This is a genomic window from Methylomonas sp. LL1, from assembly GCF_015711015.1.
Classification (GTDB): Bacteria; Pseudomonadota; Gammaproteobacteria; order Methylococcales; family Methylomonadaceae; genus Methylomonas.
This window is the reverse complement of record NZ_CP064653.1, coordinates 3,556,406-3,578,368: the sequence shown is the minus strand read 5'-3', so window position 1 is coordinate 3,578,368 and position 21,963 is coordinate 3,556,406. Positions and strand designations below refer to the sequence as shown.

Here is a 21,963-nt window from a genome sequence, read left to right as displayed (position 1 = left end):
TATTCGATTGTTCTTATACCACGACGCTACCTTCACAGATAAACACGAACCGTGTCTGCAGGCATACAAGCAATACAACAAGGAATTAGATATTTAATCGTACATATACCGCTAAATTTACTTCGATACAATACCGATTAAATCTGCTTATGTTTTTTGTCTATCCGTATATCATCGTCACGAACTAACAACGACCGGTAAAGATCAAAGTGCAGCCATTAAAACAGATGGAGCGATAGACCGCAACGGATCAATTGCGCCAATTCGCTACTTTACAAAGCTCTCATTCTCAACTGGCGATAATCCTATCGGAATGGGTGGCTGTTTTTGGGCGAAATACGCAACCTGGAAGCGATTCGGTTATTCAACGCTTGGCGGCTGATGATCCGGACTCAAAATACCAGCAACGATTAAATCCTGATAAATCCGATAACAGTTGCGTCCGGCATGTTTGGCTTGGTACATGGCCTGATCGGCATGCCGTAACAGGATATCGGGTTCCGCCGAATCGAGCGGATAAACCGTTACACCGCTGCTGGCACCTATCCAAACCGGGTGGCTGCTCAAGATAAACGGATCGGCCAGTGCATCGTGTATGCGCCGCAGGGTTTCCTCGCATTGTTGCTGCGATTGCAGGTCTTGCAGCAACAATGCAAATTCATCGCCGCCCAGTCGGCAAACCGTATCGTATTCGCGCAGATTGGATTTGATGCGTAGCGATACCTCGATCAATAATTCATCGCCGGTTTCATGGCCAAAACTATCGTTGACCGGTTTGAAGTTATCCAGATCCAGATAACAGACCGCCAATAGCGAGCCCGCGCGTTTGCTGTGGGCAATGGCTTGGCTAAACCGATCCGCGAACAGGGAGCGGTTGGGCAGACCGGTCAGCGGGTCGAAATGCGCCAAACGTTCCAGGGTCTGCTGATGTTGCTTGCTTTCGCTGATGTCTGAAAACAGGCCGATATAGTTGATCACCTCGCCGCCTCCATTGCGCATGGCCGAGATCGTCAGCAGTTGGGGGTAAATATTACCGTCTTTATGCCGGTTCCAAATTTCTCCCCGCCAATGGCCGTCGCGACTCAATGTCCCCCACATCGCCGCGTAAAAACCGGCATCTTGTCGGCCGGATTTCAGCAGATTTGGGTTTTTACCCATCACATCGTCGTGGCCGTAACCGGTAAGTTCGGTAAAAGCCGCATTGACATCGATAATACGCACATCGGCATCGGTAATCATGATGCCTTCGTGGGCATCGGAAAACACTCGGGCGGACAGCTTCAACTTTTCCTCTGCCCGTTTGCGCTCGCTGATGTCGTGCACGATACCCAGCATGCGCAACGGCTTGCCATTTTGATCGCGCTCCACCTGGCCGACCGAGCGCATCCAGCATTTTTTTCCGCTGACGTTGATACGGTATTCGACATCATACTTGCGGCCACGCCTCAGGTGTTGGCGTAAGGCATCGATTACTAGGGGCCGGTCTTCCTTGCAAACCGTTGCCAGAAAATGCGCCCATTTCGGATTTTCGGTTTTTGGGAAGCCAAAACCGTTGGCGACGATCTCCGACCAAATCCGCCGGTTGTTGAGCATGTCGTATTCCCAGATGCCGATGCCGCCGTAATATTGGCTCAAGCGCAGTTTTTCCTCGCTGGCTTTCAGCGCCAGTTCGTCCCGCTTACGCTCGCTAATATCGTGCAGCAATACCACGAAATGATTAGGGCCGGCTTGGTAGCTATCGTTGTCGAACCAGCGTCCCGTGGTTTGACAATGAATTTCAACATGCAGCGGCTTTTTACCGGTTTCGACATCGGTAAAATGCTTGGCGCAATGGTTCAAACTATTCAACGCTATCCGGCTGGATCGCGTGCCTATGCATTGTTGACGGGAAATTCCGGTGATTTTCTCGAAAGCCGGATTGATTTCCAAGTAACGGGAATCGACGATTTTACCTTGCTGGTCACGAATGGCCTGATGCAAGGCAAATCCCAACGACATATTGCTGTACAGCATCGCCAATTCGGATTCGCTGACACGCCTGGCCTTGATTTCCCGGCATAATCGATAAACCCAATAGCCAAACAATAATAAAACCAACAAGCTTACACCGGCATACTGGGCAAGCGCTTGCGTGCCGATACCTTCGGATTTCAGCACTCGGCTATCGGCCCGGGCGAAATTAACAAACGTTGTCAGTAATAAGAGAAGGGGTTTAATCATAGATGCCCAGCCGAATATCCCGTCTAAAACGAAGATTCCTTCGAAAGGCATTTTACAGATAATGGTTTAAGCGTTAGTTATGTTTTTATGACGATCCTATCGCTGATGCATAAAGCGCCGAATGGCCTTCACTTATGACTCAATGCAGCCGTGGCAAACATGGCTTGGAATTTATGTTTCCCGATATTGGCTCTTCTTTGCTGGGTATTGGTCAGTGCTATTTTGGCTTCGTTTTGTAACTGTAAATCGGCAAAAGACTGGCTTGTGCGCACCGGAGCCTGCGTGGCTTTTTGGAAGTAGATTTCGGCTTCAGCCGGCCTATCTTGACGCAGCAAAAAATCGGCATAGAAATAATTGGCATCGATACCATTGGGATTGATGTCGAGGCTGGTTTTCAATAGCCGCTCGGCCGTTTCATCATCGCCGAACGAAACCGGCCAACTCGGCAACATGTAATACAGCGTGCCAAGCGTGACATAAGCAGCACCGTCCAGAGCCTTGGGATTGAGCATGATGGATTCTTCCAGCAGGATTTTTGCCTTCTCCAGGGTCGACAGAGCTGTCAATGACGACTCGAACGCGGCATTAGTGGCCATGATGGTAGCCTGCCAAATTTTCGGCTCCGCCGCGTCGGGAAAGCGCTTGCCGAGTTCGGCGGCTTGTTCCAGTAATACCGGGTAGGTTTGTTTTTGCCGACCCTCGTCGAGCTGGTAATAAACAGCCGCCCACGCGCTTTCCAGGTCGGCAATCGAGGTGCTCAACTCCGAGGCCCGTAACGGCAAGCTAAAAAGTAACAAAAAAACAACAATAGTGGCTTTGTTCATACAGAAAATATAGAGCATTGCCCGATATATTTCAATATGCCCGCTAAATTATTGTTTTATTGAGCCTACAATTCCTATATTGCCCTACTGATTTGTTGACTTAGGCGTGCTATAACCCCACTTTATTGTCGCAAGCACACTATTTTGAAATATATTGTTTACATTTTGCAACAACCAGCATTAAATCCCCGCGAATCGATCACCCTGCCTCGCTACTTATCCCAATCCTTAAACGGATGCTTGCAAAGATTGTTGTTGTAATAGCGCAAATCGTCGGTTACTTCTGCGCCCAGCCACTCCGGTTGCGTAAAAGATTCGCCTATTTCCGATAACTCGATTTCGGCGACGATCAAGCCGACATTTTCCCCCATGAATTCGTCTATTTCCCAGACATGATGCCCGCGATGGACGAAATGGCGCATTTTTTCGATCAAGGGCTTATGACAGAGTTCGTCCAAGATTTCATTAGCGTCGGCCGGTGGAATTTCGTATTCATATTCCTGCCTATGGCTACCGATAGTGGCACTTTTGATATTCAGCCAGGCGTTGCTGTCCGAAATCCTGACACGAACCGAACTGAGCGGACTGCTGCTCAAGTAGCCTTGTTTATAGTGTACGGAATGCTCAATTTCGTTACGCCAGCTGTCATTTGCCAGCAGAAATTTATGCTCAACTTCTAATGCCATGCGGTTATCTCCCCAAAAGGATAGTGATTTGCAATAATTCTTTATTATAATACTGGGTTATTAGCACAAGGGGCTAAGCCTACGCGCTATACTGTTGTTGTTCATTCACTCTGGAGAATCAAGATGACTTTCGAATTACCTGCATTACCTTACGCAAAAGACGCACTGGCTCCGCACATTTCCGCCGAAACCATCGAATACCACTACGGCAAACACCATCAAACTTACGTCACCAACCTGAACAATCTGGTTCCCGGTACAGAATTTGAAGGCCTGTCATTGGAAGACATCGTCAAAAAATCCTCCGGCGGCATTTTCAATAATGCGGCTCAAGTTTGGAACCACAGTTTTTACTGGAACTGTCTGTCTCCCAATGGCGGCGGCGAACCGACTGGCGGCTTGGCTAACGCCATCGAAAGAACTTTCGGCTCTTTCGAAAAATTCAAGGAAGAATTCACCAAAACCGCAGTCACCACTTTCGGTTCAGGCTGGGCATGGCTGGTTAAAAATCCGAACGGCACACTGGAACTGGTCAGCACCAGCAACGCAGGCTGCCCGTTGACAGCCGGTCAAACACCGATCCTGACTTGCGACGTTTGGGAACACGCGTATTACATCGATTTCCGCAATCTGCGTCCTAAATACCTGGAAGCGTTCTGGGCATTAGTCAACTGGGAATTCGCCAGCGCCAATTACGACGCGTAATAAACCCTAAGTATTCCCGCGCTCAAGCGAGGGATTGAGAAAAGGCCGGCATGGTTTGCATCATGCCGGCCTTTTTTTCGATCCCGCCATAATGGCCAACGCAGACCGACATCCTACTCGCGCGGTTTCGATGCTCCCGCCTTATCCTCCGCGCCACGGAGTTCCGTCGTTTCGGCATGGCACTAGCCAAGGCGTCCTGGTAATACCAATCTGTGACCTGGCGCGTTAAAATCAGTCGATTATTATCCGCGGACCCATTCATGCAAACCTACCTCGACTTATTGAGCACCTTACTCAACCAGGGCAACCGCAAGGGCGACCGCACCGGCAGCGGCACCCTGTCTATCTTCGGCCACCAGATGCGTTTCGACCTGGCCGAGGGTTTTCCTCTGGTGACCACCAAAAAAGTCCATTTAAAATCCATCATTCACGAATTACTGTGGTTTCTGAAAGGCGATACCAACATCGCCTATCTGCGCGAAAACGGCGTCACGATCTGGGACGAATGGGCCGACGAAAACGGCGATTTAGGCCCGGTGTACGGGGCGCAATGGCGTCGCTGGCCTGCCGGTAACGGCGCTTATATAGACCAGATTGCACAGATTACCGAACAACTCAAGCATACCCCCAACAGCCGGCGCATGCTGGTTTCGGCCTGGAACGTGGCCGACTTGCCGGACGAAACCCAATCGCCCCAAGCCAACGTCGCCCACGGCAAAATGGCCTTGGCCGCCTGCCATGCCCTGTTTCAGTTTTATGTGACGCCTCCAGCCAACCCCGGACAAGCCGGCAAACTGTCCTGCCTGCTCTATCAACGCAGCTGCGATACCTTTTTGGGCTTGCCGTTCAATATCGCCAGCTATGCCTTGCTAACGCACATGCTGGCCCAACAAAGCGGCCTAGAGGTTGGTGATCTGGTCTGGACCGGCGGCGATGTGCACCTATATCTGAATCATCTGGAACAAGCCAAACTGCAGTTAAGCCGGCAGCCATTTGCTCTACCGCGTCTCCAAATCAATCGCAAACCGGCGTCGATATTCGAATATCGCTATGAAGACTTTGAAATCGTCGATTATCAAGCCCATCCAGCAATCAAGGCCCCGATTTCAGTTTAAGGAGAGGTTGTTTGAGTTAAGGGAAGCGGCCATACAACAACATTAACCAGGTATTTTAAACCGGCGCCATATTTTCAAAGACTTCCCGAAGAACTTCACTTGGAATTCTAGGTCGGCATTTTGCCGGATTATTTATGTGCGAGTAACTACCCTGAAACTATAAATACCTACGGTCGCCCCATAGATGTTGCTGACAGATTTGTCAGTCACGAGCTGACAAATCTGACTAGGCCGATATTTTTCAAATGCCAATAGCGTGGCGATTGCCGCTGGAACGTAGGCAAATTGCGTGTATCAAAAATGGCATCAACCTTGCTCTTGGAGTTTATGTTTGATTTTGGATTGTCAAAATCACGGATCAAAAATCCAATTAAAGGCCTTTGTTTCTCGGGAGCTTGCTGATGCTACACGTTACGACCTATTACGATACGCTTAAAGTGACACGCGATGCGCCCGCCATTGTGATTCAGGCTGCCTGCAGGGCTTTAATGCAATTAAATCACCCCGACAATTTTGAAGGTCGAGAGTATGAAGCCGTAAAAATTGCCGAAGACCTGCGTGAAGCCTTCGACGTGCTAATCGATCCTAATACGCGAGCCCAATATGACAACTGGCTTGCCAAACAAATGGAACAATCAAACTAATCGCCTGGTAAGGCTAAATACATTGCCACTATTACCGCCCTATTGCCCAGGCACAAACCACTTTCGATTATTTCCGCCACGAAGGCAATAGCCACCAATAAGGATGCGCGGTGTTTTGCGGCTGGGTTTGGCTACCGAACCAAGTTTTATTTCTTCACGTACAAATCCGTAATCGTGCCCTCTATCATCTCCGCCGCGAACGCGAACGTTTCCGACAGGGTTGGATGCGGGTGGATGCTCAGGCTGATGTCGGTGGCATCTGCGCCCATTTCCAATGCCAATACGGCCTCGGCGACCAGTTCACCGGCACCGGGACCGGTGAATCCGGCGCCGAGTATACGGCCGCTGGTTTTGTCGGTCAGTATCTTGGTGATGCCTTCGTTGCGGCCCAAGGCCAGCGAGCGGCCGCTGGCCGCCCATGGGAACACGGCTTTGTTAAATTCCACTCCCTCTTGTTGGGCCTGGGTTTCGGTCAAGCCCATCCAAGCCACTTCCGGATCGGTGTAGGCCACGGCCGGAATGGTCAATGCGTCGAAACCGGCTTTGTGGCCAGCGATAACTTCGGCGGCGATTTTGCCTTCGTGGGTGGCTTTGTGGGCCAGCATCGGATTACCGACGATGTCGCCGATCGCGAAGATATGGCTGATGTTGGTGCGGCCTTGCTTGTCGACCGAAATGAAACCACGCTCGTCGACGTTGACACCGGCCTTATCGGCATCGATCAGCTTACCGTTCGGCCGACGGCCGACCGCGACCAATACCGCGTCGAACACTTCCGATTCCGGTGCGTCCTTACCTTCCATCGCGACCTTGATGCCGGCATCGGTGGCTTCCATGGCCTTGACACTGGTCTTCAGCCACAAATTGTCGTATTGCTTTTTGATTTTGCGTTGCAGCGGGGTGACCAAATCCTTGTCGCAGCCGGGGATGATTTGGTCCATCAACTCGACAACGCTGATTTTCGAACCCAGCGCGTGATAAACCGTCGCCATTTCCAGGCCGATGATGCCGCCGCCGACAATCAGCAGCTTTTCCGGCACCGATTTCACTTCCAAGGCATCGGTCGAATCCCAAACGCGCGGGTCGTCATGCGGGAAACCGGGGATTTTTGTCGGTTGCGAGCCGGCGGCGATAATGGCGTTGTCGAAGGTCACGGTTTGCCTGCCGGACTCGTTTTCCACCGTCAAACTGTTGGCCGAGGCAAATTTGCCTACACCGTTGATCACGGTGACTTTGCGTTGCTTAGCCAATTTTGCCAAGCCTTGATTCAGACTTTGGCTGACGCTTTGTTTCCAACCGCGTATTTTGTCCAGATCGACGCTAGGCTTACCGAAACTGACACCGTGTTCGGCCATCGCCTCGGCTTCGTGGATGATTTGGGCGACATGCAGCAAGGCTTTGGACGGGATGCAGCCGACGTTCAAACAGACGCCGCCCAACACCGGGTAGCGTTCGACCAGCACCACCTGCTTGCCCAGATCGGCGGCGCGGAACGCCGCGGTATAACCGCCGGGGCCGCCGCCCAAAACCAATACTTCGGCGTGAGTTGAATTGCTCATGAAATGAAACTCCTGAATAGTAAAATCGTTTGCACGCACCCTAATTCGACCGGGCGCGGAGCTTAACGACGATTTTACCGGTTATGTCGCTGGATAGAAAATTAATCCGACCCGGCGAATGTGATCGATTAAATCCGGATTGTCGATTTGCGCAAATAGCGACAAGTCGACAGTGTAAGGTAGCAGTAAATCGTCGATCTCGGTTTCGATACGACTTAACAAGTGATAGTCCAGCTTATCGCCGAGCAGGGTCAAATCGATGTCCGAGCCATTTCGGTAATTAGCCTTGGCGCGCGAGCCGTATAACAACGCCTGCGTGATTTCCGGATGCTTGGCGAATACCTTTTGCAAGGCGACGATGGTTTTGATGCTGAGTCCGCAATGCTCGACCAAGGCCTCATTCGGCATCGATCAAGCCCGCCATGGTTTGCGCTAATTGTTCGAATTGGGCAAAAAAGCGTTCGCGGATGTTGCTGGCAATCGATTGCGCGGTTTCCTGGTTATAGGTGTGGACGGTACGATTGCGATCGCGGATCATGTCCATCCAGCATTCGCCGTCGGTTATCAATTCCAGCTTGAAGGCTTCTCGAGTAGCGTCACGCGAGCCATGAATGGCCTGATGGCCTTTGAACAACAAATAATCGCGCAACACATTCCAGGCCAGTTCGTGAGTGTATTCGAAAGCTTGAATCAAGCCTTGCTCTTCCAGCTCGTTCAATTCGCCGTGTTCGATGAACTTGCGCAGTTGTTCCAGGGCTTTTTGATAGTTTGAAAATCGTTGTTGCCAGCGGGTGTCTTGTTGCATAGGTTGGTAATTCAATTCGTCCGGTTATGTTAATCGGCGCGTCGTGGGCTATTTCGGGTTGTTGGTGGATGAGCTACGCTTATCCACACTACGCAACTAGCGCTATTTTTTCAACTCCCAAACTCCGTTTGGAGAATCCTCGCTAGCTTTCATAATTCCTGAGCGCCTGAGCAAATTGGCAGCCCATCTCATGTCATATTGCCAAGTAAAAAACAAATCGCCAGATGCCTTGAGTTCAATTTCATGGTTATTCCATATTTTCTTAGCAACATCCACCAGACGAGCACTACCGCCTGAATCCTTCAGCGCATCATGAACCCAATCAGCTAAATCATGCTTGGTGGCCATAGTATTTTCCGCATAAATTTGAACAATCAACATGAGCAAATAAGTAGGGTGGATAAGCGCGAGCGCATCTACCAGCTGCTACCGCCTTTATTCTAAATTCATATCACGAACCGAATCCGGTTGACCGTTCCCGCCCCAGGTAACGTCGTACCACCCGGCCTCGACCGCCTTTCGATGGGCGATGGCGCCAACCTGTGTTTGACTGGATTGTAATGAATATAATCCATGTGCCGCCGCCAATCGTTTTCGTCGCGAATGAGGTGGTCCCAAAAACGGCGTTGCCAAATACCCTTTTCGCCGGGGCGCTTGCCGTCCGCGCCGATGCGTTTGGAAACGTATTTCTTGATTTCGCTCCAACGTCCAGAAAAATCCTGGTCGTCTTTGGGTAATCGCCAATACAATGGCAATGATCGGGCAGGATTACGATGGCGTCGATCTGGAAAGGCTTTTGGGCCATCACCCGTTTGAACGCGCCGCGCAATAACTCGATATTCTCCGGCAGCGCGAAAACCGGGCGGCGTTGATAGGTCACTACGGTGAAGAAATAACATCCGCCCGGAATGAATATGCGCCGGTAATCGCTCATTTTGATGGCAGGTGGATGCGCTGGCGCTTATCCACCCTACATTACTACATTACAATAACAAGCGTCGAATATCGCCCAGATTGGCTTTCAACGCTTCCATGAAACGCGCACCTTCGGCGCCGTCGATGACGCGGTGGTCGTAGGTGATGTCCAGCGGCAGCATCAGTTTGGGTTCGAACGCGGAGCCGTTCCAGACCGGCTGCACCCTGGAACGGGTGACACCCAGGATCGCCACTTCCGGCGCGTTGACGATGGGAGTGAAGGCCGTGCCGCCGATGCCGCCCAGGCTGGAGATGGTCATGCAGCCACCCTGCATGTCGGCCGGCATCAGTTTGCCGGTTCGGGCTAATTCGCTTTTCTCGCCCAATTCGACAGACAGCTGGAAAATGCCTTTTTTATCGACGTCGCGAATCACCGGTACCACCAAGCCGTTCGGGGTATCGACGGCGATGCCGAGATGGAAATATTTCTTGTAGATCAGCTTATCGCCTTCCGGAGACAAGGAACTATTAAAAGATGGGTATTTCTGCATCGCTGCGACCAGCGCCTTCATGATGAAGACCAGGCCAGTCAGTTTGATACCGTCCTTGCCTTGCCCGGCGTTCGTGGTTTTACGGAATTCTTCCATCTCGTCGATGGCGACTTCATCGTGATAGGTGACCAGCGGCAGATTCAGCCAGACCCGGGTTAAATTTTGGCCGGTCAGGCGTTTGATTTTACTTAAGGGTTTTTCCTCGATTTCACCGAATTGGGTGAAATCGACCGCCGGGATGGCCGGGATGCCGGCACCGCCGGTTGCAGTGGGGCCCGAGGTCATTATCTTTTTGACGAAGTTTTTCACGTCGTCTTGCAAAATCCGTCCCTTGCGGCCGCTACCGGTTTGAATTTTGCTCAAATCGACGCCAAGTTCGCGGGCAAATAATCTGACGCTAGGCGTGGCATGCGCCTTGAAACCTTCGCCACTGACCGCAACCGGTGCGGCAGGTACCGTAGCCGGTTTGGCCGGTTCGACTTTCGGCGCTTCAACTACTGGAGCCGGGGCAGGCGCCGCTTCGGACGGTGTCGCGGCAGCTTCGCCGACTTCAACGGTCGCAATCAAACTGCCTTCGGCCACTTTATCGCCCGGCTTGATATGCACCGTTTTGATGATACCGGCGGCGCTGGACGGCAGGTCCATGGTCGCCTTGTCGGTTTCCATCACCGCCAGGGTTTGTTCCAGCGTCACAACATCGCCGGGCTTGATCAACACTTCGACGATGTCGATTTCGGGAACATTACCGACGTCGGGGACTTTTACTTCGATTAAAGAACTCATGTGTTGCTTTCCGTTAAATCAGCCGTTAGATCAACCAAGGCGCGGTGGCGTCGGGGTTGATGTTGTATTTAGCAATCGCCACCTCGACCTTGGCGGCGTCGAATTCACCGGCCCGCGCCAAAGCATGCAGCGCGGCGACGGCGACGTGGTACCGGTCCACCTCGAAGAAACCGCGCAGATTGGCGCGGGTATCGGAGCGGCCAAAACCGTCGGTGCCCAGCACCGTGTAAGGACGATTGACCCAAGGCCGAATTTGCTCGGCGAAGACGCGCATATAATCAGTAGCGGCGATCACCGGGCCGTTGGTGCCCTCCAAGCAGCGTTCGATATGCGTGATGCGCGGATTTTCGGTCGGATGCAAGCGATTCCAGCGTTCACAGGCCTGACCGTCGCGACCCAGTTCGGTAAAGCTCGGACAGCTCCACAAATCCGCATCCACGCCCCAATCCTCATGCAGCAGTTGAGCCGCAAAGATCACTTCGATGAAAATGGTGCCGGAGCCCAGCAATTGCACGCGCGGCTTCTTGCTGTGCGGGCCTTTCTTGAACAAATACATGCCTTTCAGGATGTCGTTTTCGACACCTTCCGGCATCGCCGGCTGATCGTAGTTTTCATTCATCAAGGTGATGTAATAGAAAATGTCTTCCTGCTCGACATACATCCGGCGCAAGCCATCCTGAATGATCACCGCCAACTCGCAGGCGAAGGTCGGATCGTAGGAATAGCAATTCGGCACGGTAGCCGACATCAAATGACTATGGCCATCTTCGTGCTGCAAGCCTTCACCGTTCAAGGTGGTACGGCCGGCTGTGCCTCCCAGCAGGAAACCGCGGGTACGCTGGTCGGCGGCGGCCCAGATCAGGTCGGCGACGCGTTGGAAGCCGAACATCGAGTAGTAGATGAAGAACGGAATCATCGGCACGCCGTGGGTCGAGTACGAAGTACCGGCCGCGATCCAGTCACACAGGCCGCCGGCTTCGTTGATGCCTTCCTGCAAGACTTGGCCGTGTTTGTCTTCCTTGTAGAACATCAACTGTTCGGCATCTTGCGGGGTGTAGAGTTGGCCGACTTGCGACCAGATGCCCAACTGGCGGAACATGCCTTCCATGCCGAAGGTACGAGACTCGTCTGGTACGATCGGTACCACGCGTTTGCCGATTTGCTTGTCCTTGACCAGAATGTTCAGGATGCGGACAAAAGCCATGGTGGTGGAAATTTCGTGGCCTTCGCCGGTGCCGTCCAGCAGGGCCTTGAAGGCCGACAACGCCGGAATTTCCAGCGGATAGGATTTCGGGCGCCGCGCCGGCAAATAGCCGCCGAGATCGACGCGGCGTTGGCGCAAGTATTTCAATTCTTCGGAATCTTCCGCGAAGCGGATGTACGGCAGGTTGGGCAGCTCTTCGTCGCTGATCGGCAGTTGGTAGCGGTCGCGGATAGCCTTGATCGATTCCAGGCTCATCTTCTTCTGTTGATGGCTGGTGTTTTGCGCCTGGCCGGAGTCGCCCATGCCGTAACCTTTGATGGTCTTGGCCAGGATCACGGTCGGCTGGCCGCTGGTATTGACGGCGGCGTTGAAGGCGGTGAAGACCTTGATCGGATCATGCCCGCCGCGATTCAATTCCCAGATGTCGCGGTCGGTGTAATCCTTGACCAGTTCCTTCAATTCGGGCGTGTTGAAGAAATGTTCGCGAACATAGGCGCCGTCCTTGGATTTGAAGGTTTGATAATCGCCGTCCACGCATTCCATCATGCGCTTAACCACCAGACCATCTTTGTCGCGAGCCAGGATGGCGTCCCAGCGCCGGCCCCAGATCACCTTGATCACGTTCCAGTTGGCTCCGCGAAAATTGCTTTCCAATTCTTGGATGATCTTGCCGTTACCGCGCACCGGACCGTCCAATCGCTGCAGATTACAGTTGACGACGAAAATCAGGTTGTCCAGTTTTTCCCGGCCGGCCATACCGATCGCGCCCAGGGTTTCCGGCTCGTCGGTCTCGCCGTCACCGAGGAAAGCCCAAACCTTGCGGCCTTCGGTATTGGCCATGCCTCTCCCTTGCATATAGCGCATGAAGCGGGCTTGGTAAATCGCCATGATGGGACCCAAGCCCATGGACACGGTGGGGAATTGCCAGAATTCAGGCATCAGCCAAGGATGCGGGTAAGACGACAAACCGTTGCCGCCGACTTCCTGGCGGAAATTGTCCATTTGTTCGTCAGTCAAACGGCCCAGCAAAAAGGCGTGGGCATAGGTTCCGGGGGCCGAGTGGCCTTGGGAGAAAATCAAGTCGCCGCCATGTTTGTCGGAGGCAGCATTCCAGAAATGATTTTGGCCAACGTCGTACAGCGTGATCGCCGATGCGAAACTGGCGATATGTCCGCCGACATTGGTGTGCTTGTTGGCGCGCAGCACCATCATCATCGCGTTCCAGCGCACGTAGGACCGTATGGTGCGCTCGATGTCGGTATTGCCGGGAAACTTGGGTTGTTGATCAACCGGAATGGTATTGATATAGGGCGTGTTGGCGGAGAAGGGAATATCCAGACCGGCTTGTCTGGCGGTGCTGAGCAGGGTTTCGATCAGGTAACTGGCGCGGTCGCTGCCTTCCTTTTCGATCACCGCTTGCAACGCCTCCATCCACTCCTGGGTTTCTGCGGGATCAATATCGTGTTTGGCGGCAATATCGGTATTGTTGTTCATTACGGAACCTAGAAAATCGTTGGCTTAGCCCGAAAAGGATACCCGAAATGACCGTTTTCAGCATGTTTTTTTGTTGTTCAAGAACTACAGGATAACATCGAGCAACCCGCCCGCTGCTTGGCCCAGTCCGGTCGCTTTTCGGCAAAGCGTTCCTTGCCGGCTTGCTGGGTGTAAGGATGGCGTAAAACCTCCAACAATTCCCGCACCATGCTGTAGTCTTCCTGCTCGGCTAAATCGATGGCTTGCTGCGCCAGATAGTTGCGTAAAACATAGAGCGGATTGGCCGCATTCATGGCTTGAATCCGCTCGGGTTGCGGCCTATTGTCGCGTTGGAGACGAGCTTTATAGCTCTTGAACCACAATCCGGCCAGCTGTTGAGTTTCCGAATTTACCGATCCATAACTGGTGCCTTCCAGCAAGCTGTAAAAATCCGCTTCGATCGAGTCCATGGCAATATCGGCCAAGCCGCGATAAAACAGTGTCATATCGGTTTCCGAAGCCTGCAACAATGAAGCCAAGTCGGCCACCAAGGCTTCGTCGTTGACCGGGTCGAAGGCCAGCAATCCCAATTTGTCGGCCATCATGCTCCGCCAGGTTTGTTCGAAGGTCGAGGTATAGACATTCAAGGCTTGTTGCAAAGGCTCGGCTTTTTGAATCAGGGGATAAAGCGCATTGGCCAGTTGCACCAGATTCCAATAGGCAATCTTGGGCTGATTGCCGAAGCGGTAACGGCGGCCTTGGGCATCAGTGGTATTGGGAGTCCAGTTCGGGTCGTAATTTTCCAGCCAGCCATAGGGACCGTAGTCGATGGTCAGACCTAGTATCGACATGTTATCGGTATTCATCACCCCATGCACAAAACCCACCCGTTGCCAGTGAGCTATCATTTGAGCGGTCAAGCGGCAGACTTCCTCGAACCATTGCAAGTAGACGGCCTTGGAAGGTTCGCCCAAATGCGGAAAATCGGCGCGTATCGTGAATTCGACCAGTGTTTTCAAACTGTCCAAATCGTCACGAGCGGTAAAGAGCTGGAAGTTGCCGAAACGAGTAAACGATGGCGCCACCCTGCACACCACGGCGCCAGGTTCCAGTTGCGGATTGCCGTCGTAAAACATATCGCGAACTACCTGTTCGCCGGTCAGGATTACGCTCAAGGCGCGGGTAGTTGGCACGCCCAGATGATGCATGGCTTCGCTGCATAGGAATTCGCGTATCGACGAACGCAATACGGCCAAGCCGTCGGCGCTGCGCGAATAGGGTGTCGGTCCGGCCCCTTTCAGTTGCAGGGTCCAGTGCTGATTCCGATGATCAACGACTTCACCCAGATTGATGGCCCGACCATCTCCGAGTTGCCCGGCCCAATGTCCGAATTGATGACCACCGTAACAACTGGCATAGGCTTGCATGCCCTCGGCCAGACGATTGCCGGCAAACACCTGGCAAAAATCTTCCGATTCGCAGGCTTCAGAGGATATACCCAGTTGTTGGGCCATTTCCGCCGAATAAGCCAACAAGCGCGGCTGTTTGACGGTTTTTGGCCGCACCAGCGAGTAACAGGCCTGGTAAACCTGGCGACGGTAATTGTCCGGTTCCGGATCGCCCGGCAATTCACGGACGAAGCGATTATCAAACTGGAGCGTATCGAGATTACTGATGTTAGATTGAGTCGGCATGGTTTTTTGGCGAAAATCAGTTTCGGATAGTGGCAAGTAGCGGCTAAGATAGAGTCATTCGGCACTGTATACCAATCATCCAACCAAAAGAGGGTCATTTCATGAAAAAACTGTTTCTTAAACGTAGCGCTCAAGCGGCCAGATTAACTGCGTTGCTGTTAATGGGGGGACTGGCTTCGACTCAGTTGACGGGCTGTTTTACCGTGGGCCAGGAGTTCGCCGGATCGCGCGTGCCGGAAATTAAAATCGGTCAAACCACCAAGCAGGAAATCACCGAAATTTTCGGCAGGCCCTGGCGCACCGGCATGGAAGACGGCAAGACCACCTGGACTTACGGCATTTATAAATATTCGGTGTTCGGTGCCGACGATACCCAGGATTTGCTGATTCGTTTTGACCCGCAAGGCATCGTCCGCTCCTATACCTTTAGCTCGACTCGTAAATAATTCCCGCCAATAGTGCTGAAACGCAGGTTTTTGCTGATTTCGCTGCTGCTGATCAGTTCGACGGTCGCGGCGAAAAAGCTTTATAAGTACCAGGATCAGCAAGGCCGCTGGTACTTTAGCGACAAACCGCCGGCGACCGAACAAAAGGTCGAAGTGCGGCAACTAAAGCCGGCGGCCAATCAGCGAGTCTGGCTAGAGCAATCCGGCGCTAAAGAAAATCCTGGCTTTGATGCGATCAACCAATATCCGGGGCCGGTTGAAATCTCGGTCGATTGGGGCGAGCACGACGGCGTAACGGCTACCCCGCCATTGCCGCAACGTTTCCTGTTGGAGCCGGGCCGCTCCAAAAATCTTTTTACGGTAAAGGCCGTGGACCAGACCGTGTCCAGGCGATTTACCTTGCAATTCCGCTATATGATAGGCCGGCCGTTACCGGATTATGTCAGCACCACGGCTTATCTTCCGCCGGTGGCGCCCGGCGGCCGCTTTCTGGTTACCCAAGCTTTCGAGGGTGATTTTAGCCACACCGATGTTCAAAATCGTTATGCCGTCGACATCATGATGCCGACCGGTACTCCAATACATGCCGCGCGCGGAGGGATAGTGCTGAAAGTGGAAAATGATTTTTTCTCCGGCGGCACCGAGCAAGCTTTTGCCGACAAGGCAAACAGCATTCATATTCTGCACGAGGATGGTTCGATGGCGGTTTACGCGCATCTGGCCTTGGAAAAAGCCTTGGTTCATCCCGGACTGCAGGTGCAAGCCGGCGAGTTGATCGCTTATTCCGGCAATACCGGCTTTAGCAGCGGACCGCATTTGCATTTTGCGGTACAAGTCAATCGAGGCATGGAGTTAGCGTCGGTGCCGTTTGAATTTATCGATGCGGACGATAATACATTTGTTCCGCGGCAAGGGCGTTGGTTGCTCGGCATCAATGCGCCACCTTGATGCCGCCGAGTTTTAGCGCCGACAAGGTCATCAGGCAAAAAATCGCGCCGGTATAGAATGTTGACGATGCGCCGAAGCTGTCCCATAGCAGGCCGGCCAGTAGACTGGCGATCAGCATCGCAATGCCGCTAACCAGGTTGAAAAAACCGTAAGCGGTACCACGCAGATATTGAGGCGAGGTGTCGGCAACCATTTTTGCCAGCAGACCTTGAGTTATGCCCATGTGAATACCCCATAAAATCACCCCGGCCAATACTACTGCCCAATGTGCATTGCTGGCCAACACCAGATCGGCGCCTATCAAAACCAACAGGCCCCAACCGAGTAATTTAGCCGGACAATAAGCATCGGAGAGCTTGCCGAAAGGATAGGCGCTTGCGGCATAGACTATATTCATCGCCACCATCACCAAGGGTACCCAGGCAATCGGAATTCCGCTTTGCTGGGCACGCAACACCAGAAATGCTTCGCTGAAACGAGCCAGGGTAAATGCCGCGCCGATTGCCACCACGCGCCAGTAAGCCGAACTCAGACGACGCAGATTTTCACGGCTGATCGGATTGCGGCGATGTTGAGTATGACTATTTTCGGGTTCCCGGACACCGAAAAACAATACCAACACCGCCAGCACGCCCGGAATTGTCGCCACCCAAAACACCGCGCGAAAATCGTCGGCCCACAATAGCATCAAGCCCACGGCCAATAAGGGGCCGAGAAAGGCTCCCACCGTATCCAACGATTGGCGTAAACCGAAAGCCGCGCCGCGAATTGCCGGCGGTGTAACATCCGCCACCAGTGCATCGCGAGGCGCTCCACGTATGCCCTTGCCGATACGATCGAGCAAGCGGGCACTGAGCACCATGCCGCTGCCGCCGGCTATCGCAAACAGGGGTTTAGTCAACGCCCCCAAGCCATAACCCAGCAACGCCAGTCCCTTGCGCTTGCCGAGATAGTCGCTTAATACACCGGAAAACACTTTGACTATCAATGCGGTGGCTTCGGCCGCGCCTTCGATCAAGCCTATGGTCGTGCTGCTGGCACCCAGGTTGATCACCATGAACAACGGCAGCAGGCTATGAATCATTTCCGATGAAATATCCATCAGCAGGCTAACGAAACCTAGCGCCCAGACGCTTTTGGGGATCTGCCTCCAGACCTGTCGTCGAGAGGGCTCCATGGGGTTATGGATAGGCTTGGAGTAAGCAGGGGTAGGCTAAATCCATGCTGTCTTTAGCCTTGTTTACGTCCTAAACTAACGTGTACCGAAAACGACAATAGTCTTGCCGTGAGCGGTGATCAAGCCCTTGTCTTCCAGTTCCTTCAGCACCCGACCCGCCATCTCCCTGGAGCAACCGACAATCCGGCCGATTTCCTGGCGGGTAATATGCAATTGCATGCCGTCGGGATGGGTGATCGCGTCCGGTTCCTTGGTCAGATCCAATAGCGTACGGGCAATGCGGCCTTCGACATCCATAAAGGCCAAATCGCGGTATTTTCGGCTGGTGATCAATAAGCGGCTGGACAGTTGTTCGCCCAGCACCGTCAGAATTTCCACGGCATGCTCGCGTAGGTCGGTGTTTAGCAGCATCTTGAATCGATCGTAACCGATTTCGGCCATATGGCATTTGCTGCGGGTTTTTACATAAGCGCTACGCACTTCGGCATTTTTAAATACGCCGATCTCGCCGACAAAATCGTGCTTATTCAGATAGGCCAGAATCAATTCATGCCCTTCATTATCCTCGACGCTGACGCTAACCGAGCCGTCAACCACGAACAACAGCTTGTCGCCGATGTCTCCGGGCCTGACGATGGTCAATTTGGCTGGATAGCTGCGGACATGGCACACATGTAAAAATGCATCCAAGGCAGCCTGGGAAATCTTGTTATTTTTTTTTACCGAGTTCATGGTTGTAATAATTTTTTCCGTATAGTTCCACTACCCTACCCAAAACATGGGGTTTTTGCAAAAAAAACAATTTATTTAGCGGTATCGTTGTAAAATTTACAGCATTTTTATTTTTGCGGAATTCAGCATGCAAGCAACGGTTAAATGGGTTGACGGTAGGTTATTTGTCGGCGAGTCCGGCAGTGGGCATGCCGTGGTGATGGATGGGCCACCGGATCACGGCGGGCGCAACATAGGGGTGCGACCGATGGAAATGATTTTGTTGGGTGTCGGCGGCTGTTCCTCATTCGATGTGATCGATATTCTGCAAAAAGGCCGGCATGACATCATCGATTGTACTGCTGAATTAAGCGCCGAACGGGTGGATGCCGTGCCGGCCGTATTCAGCAAGATCCATTTACATTTTAAAGTGGTAGGCAGAAACTTACCGGCCGCCGCCGTCGAGCGTGCCGTTAAATTATCGGCGGAAAAATATTGCTCGGCATCCATCATGCTGAGCAAGGCCGGCGTGGAAATTAGTCATGATTTTGAAGTTATAGAGGGTTGATCGGTTGAGCAAATTACAATTACACGGGTTCAATAACCTGACTAAGTCGTTGAGTTTTAACATCTACGATGTTTGTTATGCGCCCAAGGATCAGGAAAAAGCCTATATCGAATATATCGATGAAGCTTATAACGCCAAGCGGCTGACGCAAATTTTAAAAGATGTCGCCAACATTATCGGCGCGCAGATTTTGAATATTGCCCACCAGGATTACGATCCGCAAGGCGCCAGCGTAACCATGCTGATTTCCGAAGGTGCGGTGATCCCGGCCGGCATGAATTCCGAATCCCCCGGGCCTTTACCGGACACGATTCTGGCGCATTTGGATAAAAGCCATATTACGGTACATACCTATCCGGAAAGCCATCCGGATACCGATATTTGCACCTTCAGAGCCGATATAGACGTATCGACCTGTGGACAGATTTCTCCGCTGAAAGCCTTGAATTATCTGATTCACAGTTTCGAGTCGGACATCGTCATCATGGATTATCGGGTGCGTGGTTTTACCCGGGATATTTCCGGTCAAAAACATTACATCGACCACAAGATCAACTCAATCCAAAATTACATTGCCGAAAGCACCAAAGAGTTGTATCAAATGATCGATGTCAACGTGTATCAGGAAAACATCTTTCATACCAAGATGATGCTGAAGGAAACCGAGCTGGAGAACTATTTGTTCGAAAAAGAGAGTAATTTCAGCGAAGATGAAAAGGTGGAAATCCAGGAGCAATTACAGGACGAAATGGCCGAGATTTTCTACGGCCGTAATTTTAGTTGATTGTCTCAATGCCTTCTCCCTCCGGGAGAAGGCATTGATGGGCATGGATTGCCCGGATTCTTTCAAGCAGAACAGCGAGCCTTAACTTAACGGTATGGATTAAAGCCCATGGCGATTAAAAAACCGCCGCCGTATCTATATTTAAGGCCATTATTTGCAACCAAACCCTTAGATGGTTTCGGCATCGGTAATATTGATTTGCATGGCCCTGATAATGGCCAGTAATTCTTGCCGTTGTTGTTTCAAAGGCGCCAGTTCGGCTTCAAGCTGGGCCATGCTTTCGCTGACCGTGCCTTTGGATTCGTTGATTTTCCGCAGCATGACTAAACGGCTTTCGATCTGTTTCTTATGATCCTTGATTTGGTGCATCAACGGTGTTAGCACGCTGTTGCTCCAGGTTGCCGCGTCCTTGTGCGCCTGCTGCAAGATAGTGCGAGCCTTAGCGATCAGGGTGCTGTATAACTTGTTAACCACCAGACTTTGTTCGGTCATCGTGGTCCTGGCGCTGTTGCGGAAAGCTTCGCCCTCTTCAAAGATCTGCTCCAGTTCGAACTGGTATTGCTTGATTGAAAACAGTTGCGGCTCTATTTCCTTGAAGCCGTATTCATCCTGAAATTTCTTGTGGATGGCTTTGATCAGGCGACGAGTCTCTTCGGTGATGTCGACCGAGTCTTGTAACAAATCGCGCAGTTCGTCGAATAACTTACGCATGTTTTGCTTCATGCCATAGGTTGTCAGGCTTTTACTCATATCCTGTTTGGTGCGCTGAATGATTTCGTCGATTTTCTCCTTGGAGAACGAATCGATCAGCATTCTGGCCTGTACCGCAAACACCTTGCGGCTGGCCTGGAAGTTTTCGATATTGGCCATGTAGGCATTTTGACGATCACGGGTTTCGGCCATCAGCTTGCCAGTCATTTCCTGATTTTCGAAATCGATTTGTTTGAATTCGTCCAGCTGCTTGGACGCATTGACGACTTTGGTATTCATCAGCTTGATCGATTCGCTGACCAAGAAGCCGATGTCTTTTTCGACCACACCTTTTAAAATTTCACGGCGCTGATTCAAAATATCTTCGGAAAGATAGTGCTCCAGTTTTTTCAGGCGGCTTTTTTCCAGTAACGTATCGTCGCCCTTGACCTTGGCCAACAAGGCCTGCTTGGCGGAAACGGGGAAAATCACGTCCTGGTTCAAGTTTAAAATGGTGGCCGAGGTCTCGATTTGTTTTTGAATCGCGGCATCGTAGCCGGTTTCGCCGGCCAGATCGTCCCACATGGAGTCGATCTTGTTCATTACCACCGCCAAACCTTGGCGGCGTTGGCCCCTGGAACTGCACACGTGGCTTTTCCACATTTCCAAATCGCTTTTGGTGACACCGGTATCGGCCGCCAATACAAACACGATGGCTTGGGCGCTGGGCAGCATGCTGAGGGTCAGCTCGGGCTCGGTACCCAAGGCATTCAGGCCCGGCGTATCGAGGATGCATAAGCCTTCTTTCAACAAGGGATGCGGAAAACTGATCAGCGCATGCCGCCAGCAGGGCACTTCGACGAATTCGGGATTGATGATGCCTTGTTCGGCCGCTTCGCGTTCGTTCCACAAGCCCAGTTTATCGGCTGTTTCCTTGCTGACTTTTTTGACCGAGATCAGCTCCTTGAAGGCCTCCTGCATTTGGGTGGGAGAGTCGATATTAAGGCCGATTTGAGTCCAGCGATCCGGATTGCGTTTGAAATCCATCAGCGAAATATCTTCCAGACGGCTTTCGATATTCAGCAAGCGGATATAACTGCCGCCGGCTTCATCCCAGAACAATTCAGTCGGCGACATGGTGGTGCGGCCGGGCGAAGACGGCAATAGACGTACGCCGGTTTCGGCAAAAAACAAGGCATTGATCAGTTCGGTTTTGCCACGGGAAAACTCGGCAACGAAGGCTAGGGTAACTCGGTCCATATTCAAACCTTGCAGAATATTCAGCAAGGTGTCGGTACTTTGTGGGTCGCTGAATTTATAACGGTTTCGCCATTCCCGATACATCTCGATTGCTTGTATCAGTTGCTCACGCCAATTCGAATATTCGTGTAATTGTTCTTTAAATTCCAGATTTCTCATGGCAAGCCTTTCTGCTAACTGTACTCATTACTAGGAGGGCGA

Annotated in this window: 20 protein-coding genes and 1 pseudogene; 7 read left to right on the top strand and 14 right to left on the bottom strand. The window is 52.1% G+C overall.

Annotation, left to right across the window (positions count from 1 at the left end; genetic code table 11):
• Positions 1–360: 360 nt before the first annotated feature.
• The 3 genes from IVG45_RS16695 to IVG45_RS16685 all read right to left on the bottom strand — a co-directional run bounded on the left by IVG45_RS16695 (position 361) and on the right by IVG45_RS16685 (position 3,730).
• Positions 361–2,157, bottom strand: coding sequence for a sensor domain-containing protein (locus IVG45_RS16695; protein ID WP_230874623.1), 1,797 nt, complete (start codon positions 2,155–2,157; stop codon positions 361–363).
• 191 nt (positions 2,158–2,348) lie between these two features.
• Positions 2,349–3,044 carry a tetratricopeptide repeat protein gene (locus tag IVG45_RS16690; RefSeq protein WP_230874622.1) on the bottom strand — a complete coding sequence of 232 codons (696 nt, stop codon included), beginning with the start codon at positions 3,042–3,044 and terminating at the stop codon, positions 2,349–2,351.
• A 212-nt stretch (positions 3,045–3,256) separates the two neighbouring features.
• The gene (locus IVG45_RS16685) at positions 3,257–3,730 is read right to left on the bottom strand and encodes a CYTH domain-containing protein (protein WP_196434923.1); all 474 of its coding nucleotides are present in this window, start codon (positions 3,728–3,730) and stop codon (positions 3,257–3,259) included.
• A gap of 123 nt (positions 3,731–3,853) precedes the next feature.
• On the opposite strand from IVG45_RS16685, the gene sodB reads away from it, so the two are divergent.
• The 3 genes from sodB (at position 3,854) to IVG45_RS16670 (ending at position 6,194) form a co-directional block, all read left to right on the top strand.
• Entirely contained in the window at positions 3,854–4,435 is a 582-nt protein-coding gene (sodB, locus tag IVG45_RS16680) for a superoxide dismutase [Fe] (protein WP_196434922.1), read from the top strand.
• Positions 4,436–4,695: 260 nt separating this feature from the next.
• On the top strand, positions 4,696–5,550 hold the full coding sequence (thyA, locus tag IVG45_RS16675; RefSeq protein WP_196434921.1) for a thymidylate synthase: 855 nt from the start codon (positions 4,696–4,698) through the stop codon (positions 5,548–5,550).
• Between the two features lie 401 nt (positions 5,551–5,951).
• Complete coding sequence (locus tag IVG45_RS16670; RefSeq protein ID WP_196434920.1) at positions 5,952–6,194, top strand: J domain-containing protein; 243 nt, start codon at positions 5,952–5,954, stop codon at positions 6,192–6,194.
• A 146-nt stretch (positions 6,195–6,340) separates the two neighbouring features.
• Here the strand turns inward: IVG45_RS16670 and lpdA are convergent, their stop codons facing one another.
• The 8 genes and pseudogenes from lpdA to IVG45_RS16630 all read right to left on the bottom strand — a co-directional run bounded on the left by lpdA (position 6,341) and on the right by IVG45_RS16630 (position 15,178).
• The gene (gene lpdA / locus IVG45_RS16665; RefSeq protein WP_196434919.1) at positions 6,341–7,753 is read right to left on the bottom strand and encodes a dihydrolipoyl dehydrogenase; all 1,413 of its coding nucleotides are present in this window, start codon (positions 7,751–7,753) and stop codon (positions 6,341–6,343) included.
• Between the two features lie 81 nt (positions 7,754–7,834).
• Positions 7,835–8,161: a nucleotidyltransferase domain-containing protein gene (locus tag IVG45_RS16660; protein WP_196434918.1), complete on the bottom strand. Its 327-nt coding sequence runs from the start codon at positions 8,159–8,161 to the stop codon at positions 7,835–7,837.
• Positions 8,151–8,558, bottom strand: a complete 408-nt coding sequence (locus tag IVG45_RS16655) for a nucleotidyltransferase substrate binding protein (RefSeq protein WP_196434917.1) — start codon at positions 8,556–8,558, stop codon at positions 8,151–8,153. The genes IVG45_RS16660 and IVG45_RS16655 overlap by 11 nt, the downstream gene beginning before the upstream one ends.
• Before the next feature lie 102 nt (positions 8,559–8,660).
• On the bottom strand, positions 8,661–8,906 hold the full coding sequence (locus IVG45_RS16650) for a hypothetical protein (RefSeq protein WP_196434916.1): 246 nt from the start codon (positions 8,904–8,906) through the stop codon (positions 8,661–8,663).
• 98 nt (positions 8,907–9,004) lie between these two features.
• Positions 9,005–9,492, bottom strand: a pseudogene (locus IVG45_RS16645) (REP-associated tyrosine transposase).
• A gap of 49 nt (positions 9,493–9,541) precedes the next feature.
• Positions 9,542–10,807, bottom strand: coding sequence for a 2-oxo acid dehydrogenase subunit E2 (locus IVG45_RS16640; RefSeq protein ID WP_196434915.1), 1,266 nt, complete (start codon positions 10,805–10,807; stop codon positions 9,542–9,544).
• A gap of 25 nt (positions 10,808–10,832) precedes the next feature.
• Complete coding sequence (aceE, locus tag IVG45_RS16635) at positions 10,833–13,505, bottom strand: pyruvate dehydrogenase (acetyl-transferring), homodimeric type (protein ID WP_196434914.1); 2,673 nt, start codon at positions 13,503–13,505, stop codon at positions 10,833–10,835.
• A 77-nt stretch (positions 13,506–13,582) separates the two neighbouring features.
• Positions 13,583–15,178, bottom strand: a complete 1,596-nt coding sequence (locus tag IVG45_RS16630) for a protein adenylyltransferase SelO (protein WP_196434913.1) — start codon at positions 15,176–15,178, stop codon at positions 13,583–13,585.
• 101 nt (positions 15,179–15,279) lie between these two features.
• Between IVG45_RS16630 and bamE the strand changes: the two genes are divergently transcribed.
• Complete coding sequence (gene bamE, locus IVG45_RS16625) at positions 15,280–15,624, top strand: outer membrane protein assembly factor BamE domain-containing protein (RefSeq protein ID WP_196434912.1); 345 nt, start codon at positions 15,280–15,282, stop codon at positions 15,622–15,624.
• Positions 15,625–15,654: 30 nt separating this feature from the next.
• Positions 15,655–16,572: a peptidoglycan DD-metalloendopeptidase family protein gene (locus IVG45_RS16620; protein WP_230874620.1), complete on the top strand. Its 918-nt coding sequence runs from the start codon at positions 15,655–15,657 to the stop codon at positions 16,570–16,572.
• Here the strand turns inward: IVG45_RS16620 and IVG45_RS16615 are convergent.
• Positions 16,556–17,749: an MFS transporter gene (locus tag IVG45_RS16615; RefSeq protein ID WP_196434910.1), complete on the bottom strand. Its 1,194-nt coding sequence runs from the start codon at positions 17,747–17,749 to the stop codon at positions 16,556–16,558. The two genes, IVG45_RS16620 and IVG45_RS16615, sit on opposite strands and share 17 nt — an antisense overlap.
• Before the next feature lie 75 nt (positions 17,750–17,824).
• A complete protein-coding gene (gene crp, locus IVG45_RS16610; protein WP_196434909.1) occupies positions 17,825–18,481 on the bottom strand; it encodes a cAMP-activated global transcriptional regulator CRP in 657 nt (218 codons plus the stop codon).
• Between the two features lie 127 nt (positions 18,482–18,608).
• Between crp and IVG45_RS16605 the strand changes: the two genes are divergently transcribed.
• Together IVG45_RS16605 and speD are read left to right on the top strand one after the other, a co-directional pair.
• Positions 18,609–19,028, top strand: coding sequence for an OsmC family protein (locus IVG45_RS16605; RefSeq protein ID WP_196434908.1), 420 nt, complete (start codon positions 18,609–18,611; stop codon positions 19,026–19,028).
• A 4-nt stretch (positions 19,029–19,032) separates the two neighbouring features.
• Positions 19,033–19,812 (top strand): adenosylmethionine decarboxylase, encoded by a 780-nt coding sequence (speD, locus tag IVG45_RS16600; protein ID WP_196434907.1) that lies wholly within the window; start codon positions 19,033–19,035, stop codon positions 19,810–19,812.
• 168 nt (positions 19,813–19,980) lie between these two features.
• Here speD and IVG45_RS16595 read toward each other — a convergent pair whose 3' ends face one another.
• Complete coding sequence (locus IVG45_RS16595) at positions 19,981–21,921, bottom strand: dynamin family protein (RefSeq protein ID WP_196434906.1); 1,941 nt, start codon at positions 21,919–21,921, stop codon at positions 19,981–19,983.
• Positions 21,922–21,963: the final 42 nt, after the last annotated feature.

Bases quoted from the DNA above. Each gene is read 5' to 3' on its own strand.
- IVG45_RS16690 (WP_230874622.1), bottom strand. From the start codon at position 3,044: ATGAACAAAGCCACTATTGTTGTTTTTTTGTTACTTTTTAGCTTGCCG.
- IVG45_RS16685 (WP_196434923.1), bottom strand. From the start codon at position 3,730: ATGGCATTAGAAGTTGAGCATAAATTTCTGCTGGCAAATGACAGCTGG.
- sodB (WP_196434922.1), top strand. From the start codon at position 3,854: ATGACTTTCGAATTACCTGCATTACCTTACGCAAAAGACGCACTGGCT.
- thyA (WP_196434921.1), top strand. From the start codon at position 4,696: ATGCAAACCTACCTCGACTTATTGAGCACCTTACTCAACCAGGGCAAC.
- IVG45_RS16670 (WP_196434920.1), top strand. From the start codon at position 5,952: ATGCTACACGTTACGACCTATTACGATACGCTTAAAGTGACACGCGAT.
- lpdA (WP_196434919.1), bottom strand. From the start codon at position 7,753: ATGAGCAATTCAACTCACGCCGAAGTATTGGTTTTGGGCGGCGGCCCC.
- IVG45_RS16660 (WP_196434918.1), bottom strand. From the start codon at position 8,161: ATGCCGAATGAGGCCTTGGTCGAGCATTGCGGACTCAGCATCAAAACC.
- IVG45_RS16655 (WP_196434917.1), bottom strand. From the start codon at position 8,558: ATGCAACAAGACACCCGCTGGCAACAACGATTTTCAAACTATCAAAAA.
- IVG45_RS16650 (WP_196434916.1), bottom strand. From the start codon at position 8,906: ATGGCCACCAAGCATGATTTAGCTGATTGGGTTCATGATGCGCTGAAG.
- IVG45_RS16640 (WP_196434915.1), bottom strand. From the start codon at position 10,807: ATGAGTTCTTTAATCGAAGTAAAAGTCCCCGACGTCGGTAATGTTCCC.
- aceE (WP_196434914.1), bottom strand. From the start codon at position 13,505: ATGAACAACAATACCGATATTGCCGCCAAACACGATATTGATCCCGCA.
- IVG45_RS16630 (WP_196434913.1), bottom strand. From the start codon at position 15,178: ATGCCGACTCAATCTAACATCAGTAATCTCGATACGCTCCAGTTTGAT.
- bamE (WP_196434912.1), top strand. From the start codon at position 15,280: ATGAAAAAACTGTTTCTTAAACGTAGCGCTCAAGCGGCCAGATTAACT.
- IVG45_RS16615 (WP_196434910.1), bottom strand. From the start codon at position 17,749: ATGGAGCCCTCTCGACGACAGGTCTGGAGGCAGATCCCCAAAAGCGTC.
- crp (WP_196434909.1), bottom strand. From the start codon at position 18,481: ATGAACTCGGTAAAAAAAAATAACAAGATTTCCCAGGCTGCCTTGGAT.
- IVG45_RS16605 (WP_196434908.1), top strand. From the start codon at position 18,609: ATGCAAGCAACGGTTAAATGGGTTGACGGTAGGTTATTTGTCGGCGAG.
- IVG45_RS16595 (WP_196434906.1), bottom strand. From the start codon at position 21,921: ATGAGAAATCTGGAATTTAAAGAACAATTACACGAATATTCGAATTGG.